The organism is Morganella sp. TYF_1, from assembly GCF_043105645.1.
GTDB classification, from domain to species: domain Bacteria; phylum Pseudomonadota; class Gammaproteobacteria; order Enterobacterales; family Enterobacteriaceae; genus Morganella; species Morganella morganii_B.
The window spans coordinates 241,348-254,304 of sequence record NZ_JBICLU010000025.1 but is presented as its reverse complement, the minus strand read 5'-3'; the positions used below and the strand labels follow the sequence as shown (position 1 = coordinate 254,304).

Below are 12,957 nucleotides of genomic sequence, written 5' to 3'. Positions count from 1 at the left end.
AATCAGCAGGCTTTTTTCGTTTCTGTCCTTTCTTTTTTTATGCTGCTATCCGGTCAGGCGGCAGAATATCCTGTTTTATTAACCCTTAACTGCTTCATATTTTTGATTTTATTTCAATATCCGCTATTGTATACAGTGTCATTTGATGTATCTCAGCTAAATCTCTCCCTGTTTTGCGTAGACTAATGTGCTTTGGCGTCTCCCTATTTTTTTCATATGACTCAGAGGTGACAGTTGTCCGGAAATGAAAATTTCAACATTTAAAGGATTATCTCTTTTTTCTGCATTAATTGACTCGTGCTGGAAACAGCCTTACTCCGTTTCCCGTCTGATAAAAGATACCATTGCAGGTATCACCGTCGGGATTATCGCTATCCCGCTGGCCATGGCACTGGCTATCGGCAGTGGAGTAGCTCCGCAATATGGCCTGTATACGGCGGCTATTGCCGGTATTGTGATTGCGGTGACCGGTGGCTCCCGTTTCAGTGTCTCTGGGCCGACAGCCGCATTTGTGGTGATCCTCTACCCCGTTTCCCAGCAGTTCGGGCTGGGCGGATTACTGATAGCCACCCTGATGTCCGGGATTATCCTGCTGGCAATGGGTCTGGCGCGTTTCGGTAAACTCATTGAATATATTCCGATTTCTGTGGTGCTCGGCTTCACCTCGGGAATTGCGATCACTATCGCCACCATGCAGGTGAAAGACTTTTTCGGTCTGACCATGGTGCATGTACCGGAAAACTATGTGGATAAGGTGATCGCCCTTGTCAGAGCGATGCCGACCATTAATCTCTCCGATACCCTGATTGGCGTGACCACGCTGCTGGTACTGATCTACTGGCCGAAATTGAAACTGCGCCTGCCGGGACACCTTCCCGCTGTGATTGCCGGGATGCTGGTGATGCTGGTGCTGTCGCTGTTCGGCATGGACGCAGCCACCATCGGCTCCCGCTTCAGTTATACCCTGGCGGATGGCACACATGGCACGGGGATCCCGCCGATTCTGCCGCAGTTTATCCTGCCGTGGAATTTACCGACCCCGGACGGCAAAGAATTTGAGTTCAGCTGGGCCACCATTACCGCTCTGATGCCGGCGGCGTTTTCAATGGCAATGCTAGGCGCAATTGAATCCCTGCTCTGTGCCGTCGTACTCGACGGGATGACCGGCAAGAAACATAACTCCAACGGCGAATTGCTGGGTCAGGGGCTGGGTAATATCACCGCGCCGTTCTTCGGCGGCATTACCGCCACTGCGGCTATCGCCCGTTCGGCGGCTAACGTGCGTGCCGGGGCCACATCACCGGTCTCTGCGATTATTCATTCTCTGCTGGTGCTGCTGACTCTGCTGATTCTGGCACCGTTGCTCTCGTATCTGCCGCTGGCGGCAATGTCTGCTCTGCTGCTGATGGTAGCGTGGAATATGAGTGAAGCAGCTAAAGTCATTGAACTTATCCGCCGCGCACCAAAAGACGATATTATCGTGCTGCTGCTGTGTCTGAGCCTGACGGTGCTGTTTGATATGGTGATAGCCATCAGTGTCGGGATTGTGCTGGCTTCGCTGCTGTTTATGCGCCGTATCGCCAATATGACGCGCCTGAGTGAGTCTTCCTTTACGGATCACGACAAGGGGCTGCTGGTGGTGCGTGTTAACGGTCCGCTGTTCTTTGCCGCTGCCGAGCGGATTTTTGATGATCTGAAAGTCAAAAGCGCGGGATATCACACCATTGTGATGCAGTGGGATGCGGTGCCGGTGCTGGATGCGGGCGGATTAAAAGCCTTCCGCCGTTTTATCGACGAAGCCGGTGTGGATACACACATCGTGGTCACCGATATTCCGTTCCAGCCGCTGAAAACTCTGGCACGGGCACGGATTGTGCCGGTTGAGAATAAAATCAGCTTTTACCCGTCAGTCAGTAAGGCACTGATTGAACTGGGGCTGATGGATGGTGTGACATCGGAGGCACGATAACCTCTGTAATCAGGCTATAATGAACAGAGCGGCGGGCGTAATGTCCGCCGTTGCTTTATCTGTCACCGGAGAAAAATCATGGCTGTGTTCCGTCTTCCTTTCCTTAACTGGCTGATTATCAATGGCATTGCGGCTGTCTGGCTGTATGCCAAAGATGCACTGGTGATCCAGTTCAGCGGCTGGAGCGGTATTTTAGCCATCTTGATCGGGCTGGAAAGTCTCGGCTGGATTGGTGCGTCACTGGTGTATTTCCGCCGCCATAACACCACCCCGAACCCGCTCGGCGAAGCCACGCATCTCATCACCGGCGGGCCGTTCCGGCTGTCACGCAATCCGGTCTATCTCGCACTGACCACCGCCTGTATCGGCTTTGCCCTGCTGACTCACTCTTACTATTTTCTCACCGGCGGCCTGATTTTCTGGCTGATCACCGATCTGTTCAGCATCCCGCAGGAAGAAAAGTTCCTTGCCGCAAAATTTAAACAGGAATGGACGGCCTATTGTCAGCAGACACGGCGCTGGTTGTGATAAGACTTACCCCGGTGGTGTTTTTTTGTTCCGGCAGAACAGAAAGCTCAACAGAAAGTCACAGGTATACGCCACCAGCGGGACAAAGAATATGCCATGTACAATAAAAGAAAAGATAAAAAAATCACCCATCTTTTGTGATTTCACTCTGACCGTCTGATTATGTGTTTCAGTTCCGTAATGATCAAAAAAATACCATACAACTACACTGGTTATATAAGGACATAGTAAATAAACTATCACTCTGAATATTTTGCTTACTTCCGTTTGTTGCCGGTAAATGATTACTGCACCGATCACGAAAATGAAAAAAAAGAAAATAAAGGATACTAATGTATTACTCTTAATAATTGCTATGTTATTTGCTGCATGTGAGTATATCCTGAAAAAAAATGCATGAACCATCTCAAGATAATAAAAAACAGCAGAAATACTGAATGATAAATACATGATAAGTGATTTATTTTTAATAAGCACCTGAAATTACCCCTCCATATTCAGGGTAATAAATACCCAATAATTTTTCTCTCAGTTGCCAGGGATTTTCTTTGAGAACCGGTGTTTCCTCGAGCACATTAAAAATTCCGCCGCTCTCTTTCAAAATTTTAAATACTGTTTTTGCACAAGAAAATGATCCTGCCATCCCATGATTATAAATCATCTCCGTTATTCTGGCCGCCTGTTCACCGGGGATAACAAACTCAATCACCATCACATCCGGCCCGTCCCACAACTGAAAAGAAAGATAATCATCCCAGTCAAATTCCGGATAGTGAAAAAACTCCCCGGAACTGCGCGGGTAACGCATTGCATTTCTGTCTTTATAACATTCACGTGACGGACATTCTGAATACCCGCCGGACGGATCATGCAATATTGCTTTTTCTCCTTCACCAATAACCAGCCCGATATGTCCTATTCCCCAGTTATAATTAACCATTACAAAGATTTTTACCGGGTCAGGCACAGACATGAGCACTGACTGGTCGGGTGATGATACAATCCTGATATTAAACCGGTTACTATACACATCATTAACTTTTGCCATTACGCTTTGCTTTTTATCTGACAGATTCATTTCTGATACTGTAACCGGACGTTCCGGCACTGATATGCTGGTACGTAATACTTTCGTATTTCAGTGAAATCGTTTCGGCAGGTTGTAAATCATTGTGGATTAGTGAATCAGGCGATTGATTAACAATCCGGATAACAGAGGCTTTGGTTAATCTTATTCTTTTATAATTAATCAACATACCTTGCTGACTAATACGATAATAATCAAAGACACAATCCAGAATCTCATTATCTGATATGGATGAAAGCAAAAGCGGAGAGGATTTATCATCCGCTTTCACCAGCAAAAACGGTGCATGTGCGACATTCTGTTGGCGGAGAAGATCATACGTTGTGGAATAAACCAGAATCTGATCTTTATGCTTATCCTGATATTTATTTCCGATTGAATCATAATTGGAGCATCCGGCAGAAATAAGCCCCTGCCGGTTACCTTTCAGTGTCAAATAGATGATATCGGCCATTCAAATTCCTTTGAATTATAGAAACCTGATTATTTCCAAACATAATCAATGATTGCCAATAGTCATGACAAAAATTGTTCCGGTAATAATGTCTGGTGAATGACCGTAAATGAAGTTGCCGGCGATTAATTGCAAAAAACAACCCTGCTTCCCCGGCACCGATCAGATTGCGCTGCCCTGACCGCCGTTTGCCAGCAGATACTGCCACAGGCCATTCATGCCGAGCCAGCGGTTGCTGCACCAGTCCGGTGCCAGTAACGTCGGACGCCGCGCACTGGCACAGATGCGGTGATAAATAACGTCTGGTGGAGTGTGGCGGATCATCTCCCCGGCGGTGGTGACATACTCCTCGAGAGAAATGGTGGGCAGGCGCCCCGCCCGCCAGGCTTTTGCCATGGTACTGCCTTCCACAATATGCAGGGGATGCAGTTTGATACCTTCAACGCCGGTGTCCAGCACACGCTCAAGTGTGATGAGATTATCGACTGCGGTTTCTCCCGGCAGGCCGGTGATCAGGTGGCAACACACTTTCAGCCGGCGCTCACGGGCGGCCCGGGTGGTGGCCTGATAACAGGCGAAATCATGACCGCGGTTGATGCGCTTCAGGGTTTTATCATGCGCGGTCTGTAGTCCCAGTTCCAGCCATACCTCATAGCCCTGCTGCTGATAGCTTTGCAGCAGATCCAATACGGCCTCCGGCACACAATCCGGCCGCGTACCGACACACAACCCCACCACATCGGCCTGTGTCAGTGCGGATTCATACATTTCACGCAGCAGTTCCACTTCCGCGTAGGTGCTGGTATAGGCCTGGAAATAAGCAAGATAACGTTTGGCGCGGGTGATTTTTCCGGATTGCTGACTCAGTTGCTCCTCGATGGAATCATACTGTGCATTTTCATCCGCAAAAGAAGCCACATTACAGAAGGTACAACCGCCGCGCCCGAGGGTGCCGTCACGGTTAGGGCAGCTGAAGCCGCCGTGGAGGGTGATTTTATGGATTTTTTCGCCATAACGGCGCTGAAGATCAGCGCCGAACATGTTAACAACAGTGTGAAGCTGCATCGGAAATTATTCGGTATCCAGCTCAGGGAAGCTTTTCACCAGATCGTCGATGGCTTTAACCTGCTGCAGGAACGGCTCCAGTTTTGCCAGCGGCAGCGCGGAAGGGCCATCACAACGGGCATTATCCGGGTCCGGATGCGCTTCCAGGAACAGACCGGCCAGACCGACTGCCATCCCGGCGCGGGCCAGTTCAGCCACCTGACCACGGCGGCCGCCGGATGCGGCACCAAACGGGTCGCGGCATTGCAGGGAGTGTGTGACATCGAAAATCACCGGGCAACCGCCGGACGCTTTTTCCATCACTTTAAAGCCCAGCATATCCACAACCAGATTGTCATAACCGAAGTTTGCACCGCGATCACATAAAATGATCTGGTCATTGCCGCCTTCACGGAATTTTTCCGCAATATTACCCACCTGCCCCGGGCTGATAAACTGCGGTTTTTTGATGTTAATGACCGCGCCGGTTTTCGCCATCGCTTCCACCAGATCAGTCTGACGCGCCAGGAATGCCGGTAACTGGATCACATCCACCACGTCCGCCACAGGCTGTGCCTGCCAGGATTCGTGGACGTCAGTGATAATTTTCACGCCGAAGGTTTTTTTCAGCTCTTCAAAAATCTTCATCCCTTCTTCAAGGCCCGGACCACGGTAGGAATTGATGGAAGAACGGTTTGCCTTGTCAAAAGAGGCTTTGAAGACGTAAGGAATATTCAGCTTCTGCGTGACAGTCACGTAATGTTCGCAGATTTTCATCGCCAGATCGCGGGATTCAAGAACGTTCATGCCGCCGAACAGAACAAACGGCAGCGCGTTGCCGACACGAATATCCCCGATAGATACGACTTTCTGTTGCATGGTATAACCTTTTGGCAGAGGCAATTAAATTGCGTTTATGAAAATATGTAAAACGATATCCGTTTATCAGTGCAGAACGATATGCTGCTGTTCGTAAGTGTGGATCTGCATTTTTATCATTTCCGATACCGGATCCTGCGGACATTGCTCAATAAAATAGTTCAGATCAGAAACCGCAATATGGCTGCAGTCCAGCTGGGCATAAATCAGCCCTCGATCACGGATTTCATACGGGTCATCCGGATCAAATAATAAAATGGTTTCGCTGACTTTCAGTGCCAGCTCCATTTTTTTCTCTTCCATCAGCGCGACTTTAATACTGTCGAGGTATTTGCGCACCACATGGCTGTTTTCGGCTTCCTCGAGATCGTCCCCGGTCAGGTGATGCGCCGGACTGACCGTGCCTTTAATCCAGACATCCAGCGTGTGCTGATCCAGCAGATCGCCGTTAATCGGGTTGATAAACAGGGTTTCGTCATCGAGATCTGCCCGCAGAATCAGCTGGGTCGGGAAAACCACCGGCACAACCGGCAAACCGATAGCCTGTGCAATATGCAGGAACAGGATGCCGAGTGATACCGGCGAGCCGCGCTGAGTGCGCAGCACCGTATCCAGCCACAGGGTATCAGACAGCGAATAAACACCGCTGGCGCCACCGAACTGCCATTTGTGGTAAAAAAGCGTGATCAGGGTCTGTAAACAGGTATGTTCGTCGGAATACGGCGGGAGGCGTTTACGGGTCTGACGGATAAGCTCATTGATGTGTGTCTCTGCCTTTTCCTGGTCAAAATCCGGGCGGACAGTTTTTAACACTAACATGATGCCGCTCAGTAACGGCGCACCATTGAATTCAAAATCGGCAATGCTTTTCATTTCTCTTCCCGTTGACCTAAAGTAACCCGATCATTTCCGCCATAATCGCGGCGGGTCTCCACCCGGTAAAATCCGTTTTCCCGGAACAGTTCGCGGACAGCGTTTCCCTGCCGCCAGCCATGTTCCACAATCAGCCACCCGCCGGGTGTCAGATAATGTGCGGACTGCGCAGCGATTTCCGCCAGATCGGCCAGACCGTTCTGCGGGGCGACCAGCGCACTGCGCGGCTCGAAACGGACATCCCCCTGCACCAGATGCTCATCATTCTCATCAATGTATGGCGGGTTACTCACTATCATAGCAAATTGATGAATCGGCAGTGAAGCAAACCAGCGACTTTCTTTAAAGGTTGTATTCGTCAGCCCCAGACGGGCGGCATTGCGCTGCGCCAGCACCACCGCATCCGGCTGAATATCCGCGCCGGTCACGTGACAGTCCGGTCGTTCAGAGGCCAGTGCCAGCGCAATCGCACCGGTACCGGTACCGAGATCCAGAATATCGCAGGATGCGGCCGGTAACAATTCCAGCGCCGCCTCCACCAGACATTCGGTGTCCGGACGCGGAATAAGTGTGGCGGGAGACACTTCCAGCGGCAGTGACCAGAACTCACGCACACCGGTGATATACGCCACCGGCTCGCCCTGCTCCCGGCGGACAAGCAGCGCCTCAAGACGCTGCTGTTCATCCCCGCTGAGCGGGGTTTCATCAAAGGCAATAATGTAGCTGCGGGGACGACCGGTGACAAACGTCAGCAGAATTTCCGCATCCCGTTTCGGGCTGTCGCTGTGCCTTAAACGGCTGACAGCCTCTGTCAGCCAGTGACGAAACGTCATCAGTCCTGCTCAGACAGCGCGGCGAGCTGATCTGCCTGATATTCGTTTACCAGCGGCTGGATCAGTGCATCCAGCTTACCTTCCATGACCTCATCCAGACGGTACAGTGTCAGGTTGATACGGTGATCCGTCACCCGTCCCTGCGGGAAGTTATAGGTGCGGATTCGATCCGAACGGTCACCGGAACCCAGCAGGTTGCGGCGCTCAGAGGCTTCCGCCTCATGACGGCGGGACTCTTCCGCTGCTTTGATTCTTGCTGCCAGTACCGAGAGTGCTTTGGCTTTGTTTTTGTGCTGCGAACGCTCGTCCTGACACTCCACCACAATTCCGGTCGGGATATGGGTGATACGGATAGCGGAATCCGTGGTGTTAACGTGCTGACCACCGGCCCCGGATGAACGGAAAGTATCAATGCGCAGATCCGCCGGGTTGATATCCGGCAGTTCCGCTTCCGGTACTTCTGCCAGCACCGCGACAGTACAGGCGGAGGTGTGAATACGGCCCTGGGATTCGGTTTCCGGCACACGCTGCACGCGGTGACCGCCGGATTCAAATTTCAGGTTACCGTAGGCATTTTCACCGGTGACTCTGAAAATAATCTCTTTATATCCGCCGTGCTCGCCGTCGTTACTGTTCATGATCTCAATCCGCCAGCGGCGTGATTCCGCATAACGGCTGTACATACGGAACAGATCACCGGCAAACAGCGCCGCTTCATCACCGCCGGTACCCGCACGGACTTCCAGGAAGCAGTTGCGTTCATCATCCGGATCTTTCGGCAGTAATAAGACCTGTAATTCCTGTTCTAAGGTTTCATTCCGCAGTTTTGCGTCTTTCAGCTCTTCCTGTGCCATTTCCTTCATTTCAGGATCATCAAGAAGCATTTGCGCGGTGTCGATATCATCCTGAATGGTCTGCCAGGCTTCAAAACATTTCGCAACGTCAGTCAGCTGCGCATATTCTTTCGACAAGGCACGGAATTTATTCTGATCAGCGATAACATCGGCGTCCGCAAGGTGCGCCTGAATTTCTTCATAACGTTCTTTCAATGCTTCCAGTTTTGCGACAATAGAAGGCTTCATTCGTAGTCTGCTACCTTAAAAATATATAGAGGAAGTTAATGATGCTCCAGCCCGAGGCTGTCGCGTAACAGCGTCAGGCGGCCGGTATCACCGTCACCGGCGGCCTGCTGAAGTGATTTGGTTGGTGCGTGGATCAGGCGGTTGGTCAGCTGCTGAGACATCTGGTTGATAACCTCTTCCGGGTCATGCCCCTGCTGAATCAGTGCCACGGCTTTTGCAGCCATGGCGGCGCGGATCTCTTCGGCCTGTTCGCGGTATTCGCGGATCGTATTGACCGCACTCTGGGCGCGCAGCCATTCCATAAAGTGCCCGCTTTCCTGCACCACAATGGATTCCGCCTGTTGTGCCGCCACCTGGCGCTGCGCCAGGTTGTGCTCAATAATCGCCTCAAGATCATCCACAGTGTAGAGATAGACGTTACTGAGTTTTTCCACATCGGCTTCGATATCACGGGGAACCGCAATATCCACCAGCAGCATCGGGCGGTTACGGCGCGCTTTCAGGGCGCGTTCCACCATACCTTTACCGATAATCGGCAACGGGCTGGCCGTGGAGCTGATAACAATATCCGCCTCCGCCAGCCGGCTGTCGATTTCCGGCAGTGTGATCACCTCTGCATTGACTTCCTGCGCCAGCACGCGGGCCCGCTCACGGGTACGGTTGGCGATCATCATATGTTTTACGCCGTGCTCGTTCAGGTGACGGGCCACCAGTTCGATGGTTTCCCCCGCCCCGACCAGCAGGATATTCAGTCTGGATAAGGATTCGAAAATCTGGCGCGCCAGGGTGCAGGCGGCAAACGCCACCGATACCGCATTAGCACCGATATCGGTTTCAGTACGTACCCGTTTGGCAACCGAAAAGGATTTCTGGAACAGACGTTCCAGTTCACGGGAGAGTGAACGGTGTGTCTGTGACTGCGCAAAGGCTTTCTTGACTTGTCCCAGGATCTGCGGTTCGCCGAGCACCAGGGAATCCAGCCCGCTGGCCACCCGCATCAGATGGCTGACCGCCTCATTATCCTGATGCCAGTAAAGACTGGACATCAGTTCCTGCGGGTTGATGTTGTGATAGCGGCACAACCAGTTGATCAGCTGATCGCGCTGATCGTTCTGTTCATCCACACTGAGATAGATTTCTGTCCGGTTGCAGGTAGACAGCACAACGCCGCCGCTCACGGACGGTTGTTCGAGCAGATTGGATAATGCCGCTTCCATACTGTCCGGAGAGAAAGTCACTTTCTCACGTAAGGCAACAGGTGCGGTTTTATGATTAATGCCGAGAGCTAATAAAGTCATATCCTGCAATACAGACCGGGGTAAGTGTGTAAAATACCGGTTAAGTATACCGGAAATCAACACCCTTACTAAGGATAACTGCATGCATTTTAGCAGCCGATCCCGCGCAATTAAAGCGTTAAACGGGAAACCGTGATAATAAGCACGTAATACGGTGCGCAACAGGCCATGTCAGCCGGGCGGATAATTGCGTAAATCAGCGTAAGAGAGGTAGGAAACAGCCACTGAAACAGGCACAATACTGTTATTGCTTTTATCAGTTGTTAAAGGAAATTACAACGTGGCCTCTATTCAATTACCGCGCTTTATCCGGCTTCTGCCCCTGTGCAGCCTGATACTTGCCGCCTGTACCCTGCCTGACAATACAGAGAAAGGCGATGTTTCCGCCACCTCTGCCGGCTGGAAAGCACAGACAGAACAAATAAATCAGTTACAGCGTTATCAGACGCGCGGCTCGTTTGCCTACATCGGCACCACCCAGAAAACCTATGCCCGTTTCTTCTGGCAGCAGTACTCCCCGGACAGCTACAAACTGCTGCTCACCAACCCGGTCGGCAGCACCGAGCTGGAACTGATTGTCAAAGACGGACAAACCCAGCTTACCGATAATAAAGGTCAGAAATATTACAGTGATGATCCGGACAGTATGATTTACCAACTGACCGGTATGACTATCCCGATGGAAAACCTGCGTCAGTGGATTGTCGGCCTGCCGGGGGATGCGCAGTCCTATGCCATCAGCAATCAGTATCACCTGAAAGCGCTGAGCTGGGCTCAGGGCATGGAAAAATGGAAAGTCACTTATCAGTCCTATGATGAAAAAGTCTCTCCGCAACTGCCGAACCGCCTGGATATCGAACAGGGCGATAACCGCATCAAGCTGAAAATGGATTCATGGACACTCAACTGACATCACTGACCTGGCCGTCTCCCGCCAAGCTGAACCTGTTTTTATATATCACAGGCCGCCGCGCGGACGGCTATCACACACTGCAAACCCTGTTTCAGTTTCTGGATTATGGTGACAGTGTCACAATTACACCGCGCACTGACAGTGAAATTCGTCTGCTGACCCCGCTTGACGGCGTACCGGATGAGCAAAATCTGGTGATCCGCGCCGCCCGCCTGTTACAGAGCTATGCCCGCGAGCATCAGCTGACAGCGGATTTACCCGGTGCGGATATTGCCGTTGAAAAAATTCTGCCGATGGGCGGCGGTATCGGCGGCGGTTCCTCCAATGCCGCCACAGTACTTATCGCCCTTAACTATCACTGGCAGTTACAGTTACCCGACGATACGCTTGCAGAGCTGGGTGTGACCCTCGGTGCGGATGTCCCGGTCTTTGTCCGGGGCCACGCGGCAATTGCTGAAGGAATAGGCGAAATTCTGCACCCGGCGTCTCCGCCGGAACGCTGGTATCTGGTTGCACACCCCGGAATTTCGGTTCCGACACCGCTTATCTTCACAGATCCGCAATTAATTCGTGATACCCCGATCCGCTCTCTGCCCGCATTATTACAGGCTCCGTACGCAAATGACTGTGAACCGGTTGCAAGAAAACGTTTTCGTGAGGTTGATGATCTTCTTTCCTGGCTGCTACAATATACCCCGTCACGCCTGACCGGTACGGGTGCATGTGTGTTCGGAGAGTTCGAAAACCAGGCAGCCGCCCGACAGGTGTTAATTAACGCGCCGGCGTGGGTGAAGGGCTTTGTGGCACGTGGTGTCAACATTTCGCCGCTTCATCAGTTCCGCGCTGGTCTACTGTAATTGCCCCTGATTTCGTCCCCGGACGCTTTCAGGTTCACAATTCAATCTCTCTGGACGCATGCCTGAGGTTTTTCTCGTGCCTGATATGAAGCTTTTTGCTGGTAACGCCATCCCGGAACTAGCACAACGTGTTGCCAACCGCCTGTACACTAACCTCGGAGACGCTGCGATCGGTCGTTTCAGCGACGGTGAAGTCAGTGTTCAAATCAATGAAAACGTGCGTGGTGGTGATGTTTTCATCATCCAGTCCACCTGTGCGCCGACCAACGATAACCTGATGGAACTGGTTGTTATGGTTGATGCGCTGCGCCGTGCTTCTGCGGGTCGTATCACTGCTGTTATCCCGTATTTCGGCTATGCCCGTCAGGATCGCCGCGTCCGCTCCACACGTGTGCCAATCACCGCTAAAGTGGTCGCTGACTTCCTGTCAAGTGTGGGTGTTGACCGTGTGCTGACAGTGGATCTTCACGCTGAGCAGATTCAGGGCTTCTTCGATGTTCCGGTTGATAACGTCTTCGGCAGTCCAATCCTGCTGGAAGATATGCTGCAGAAAGATCTGGACAACCCGATTGTGGTTTCTCCGGATATCGGTGGTGTGGTCCGCGCCCGTGCGATCGCCAAACTGCTGAACGACACTGATATGGCTATCATCGACAAACGCCGCCCGCGCGCGAACGTTTCTCAGGTGATGCATATCATCGGTGATGTTGCCGGTCGTGACTGTGTACTGGTTGACGATATGATCGATACCGGGGGCACGCTGTGCAAAGCGGCGGAAGCACTGAAAGAACGTGGTGCGAAACGTGTGTTTGCATACGCCACTCACCCTATCTTCTCCGGCAACGCGGTCAACAATATCCGTGATTCTGTGATTGATGAAGTGATTGTCTGTGACACCATTCCGTTATCAGCGGAAATCAAAGCACTGAATAACGTCCGCTCTCTGACGTTATCCGGAATGCTGGCAGAAGCCATCCGCCGTATCAGTAATGAAGAGTCTATCTCCGCGATGTTCGAACACTGATTTCATAATCAGTGTACACATTGCGTGCTTAAACCCGTTGTGAAGACAACGGGTTTTTTGTTGGCAGGCATTTAACCGCAGCAGGTAATAACCGTTCCCGGTTATTTTATGACACT

General features: G+C 51.6%; 13 protein-coding genes. 5 read left to right on the top strand and 8 right to left on the bottom strand.

Annotated elements, in window-relative coordinates:
• Positions 1–244 precede the first annotated feature (244 nt).
• Both dauA and ACF8OF_RS12870 read left to right on the top strand, forming a co-directional pair.
• A complete protein-coding gene (gene dauA, locus ACF8OF_RS12875) occupies positions 245–1,969 on the top strand; it encodes a C4-dicarboxylic acid transporter DauA (RefSeq protein ID WP_392496850.1) in 1,725 nt (574 codons plus the stop codon).
• A 78-nt stretch (positions 1,970–2,047) separates the two neighbouring features.
• Positions 2,048–2,497, top strand: a complete 450-nt coding sequence (locus tag ACF8OF_RS12870; RefSeq protein WP_392496849.1) for a methyltransferase family protein — start codon at positions 2,048–2,050, stop codon at positions 2,495–2,497.
• A 466-nt stretch (positions 2,498–2,963) separates the two neighbouring features.
• Here ACF8OF_RS12870 and ACF8OF_RS12865 read toward each other — a convergent pair whose 3' ends face one another.
• From ACF8OF_RS12865 to hemA, 8 genes are all read right to left on the bottom strand, one after another.
• Positions 2,964–3,545: a hypothetical protein gene (locus tag ACF8OF_RS12865; protein ID WP_392496848.1), complete on the bottom strand. Its 582-nt coding sequence runs from the start codon at positions 3,543–3,545 to the stop codon at positions 2,964–2,966.
• 13 nt (positions 3,546–3,558) lie between these two features.
• Positions 3,559–4,038: a type VI secretion system tube protein TssD gene (gene tssD / locus ACF8OF_RS12860; RefSeq protein WP_392496846.1), complete on the bottom strand. Its 480-nt coding sequence runs from the start codon at positions 4,036–4,038 to the stop codon at positions 3,559–3,561.
• A gap of 162 nt (positions 4,039–4,200) precedes the next feature.
• Positions 4,201–5,103, bottom strand: a complete 903-nt coding sequence (locus ACF8OF_RS12855; protein WP_392496845.1) for a TIGR01212 family radical SAM protein — start codon at positions 5,101–5,103, stop codon at positions 4,201–4,203.
• A 6-nt stretch (positions 5,104–5,109) separates the two neighbouring features.
• On the bottom strand, positions 5,110–5,961 hold the full coding sequence (gene kdsA / locus ACF8OF_RS12850) for a 3-deoxy-8-phosphooctulonate synthase (RefSeq protein WP_004237321.1): 852 nt from the start codon (positions 5,959–5,961) through the stop codon (positions 5,110–5,112).
• Positions 5,962–6,027: 66 nt separating this feature from the next.
• The gene (sirB1, locus tag ACF8OF_RS12845) at positions 6,028–6,834 is read right to left on the bottom strand and encodes an invasion regulator SirB1 (RefSeq protein WP_392496843.1); all 807 of its coding nucleotides are present in this window, start codon (positions 6,832–6,834) and stop codon (positions 6,028–6,030) included.
• Positions 6,831–7,667 (bottom strand): peptide chain release factor N(5)-glutamine methyltransferase, encoded by an 837-nt coding sequence (gene prmC, locus ACF8OF_RS12840; protein ID WP_392496842.1) that lies wholly within the window; start codon positions 7,665–7,667, stop codon positions 6,831–6,833. Before prmC ends, sirB1 begins: the two co-directional genes overlap by 4 nt.
• Positions 7,667–8,749: a peptide chain release factor 1 gene (prfA, locus tag ACF8OF_RS12835; protein WP_004237324.1), complete on the bottom strand. Its 1,083-nt coding sequence runs from the start codon at positions 8,747–8,749 to the stop codon at positions 7,667–7,669. The genes prmC and prfA overlap by 1 nt, the downstream gene beginning before the upstream one ends.
• A 35-nt stretch (positions 8,750–8,784) precedes the next feature.
• Positions 8,785–10,047, bottom strand: a complete 1,263-nt coding sequence (gene hemA / locus ACF8OF_RS12830) for a glutamyl-tRNA reductase (RefSeq protein WP_262859899.1) — start codon at positions 10,045–10,047, stop codon at positions 8,785–8,787.
• Positions 10,048–10,327: 280 nt separating this feature from the next.
• Between hemA and lolB the strand changes: the two genes are divergently transcribed.
• The 3 genes from lolB (at position 10,328) to prs (ending at position 12,841) form a co-directional block, all read left to right on the top strand.
• Positions 10,328–10,957, top strand: a complete 630-nt coding sequence (lolB, locus tag ACF8OF_RS12825) for a lipoprotein insertase outer membrane protein LolB (RefSeq protein WP_025154162.1) — start codon at positions 10,328–10,330, stop codon at positions 10,955–10,957.
• On the top strand, positions 10,942–11,817 hold the full coding sequence (gene ispE, locus ACF8OF_RS12820) for a 4-(cytidine 5'-diphospho)-2-C-methyl-D-erythritol kinase (RefSeq protein WP_279799352.1): 876 nt from the start codon (positions 10,942–10,944) through the stop codon (positions 11,815–11,817). Before lolB ends, ispE begins: the two co-directional genes overlap by 16 nt.
• A 76-nt stretch (positions 11,818–11,893) precedes the next feature.
• Entirely contained in the window at positions 11,894–12,841 is a 948-nt protein-coding gene (gene prs / locus ACF8OF_RS12815) for a ribose-phosphate diphosphokinase (RefSeq protein WP_262859902.1), read from the top strand.
• Positions 12,842–12,957 lie beyond the last annotated feature (116 nt).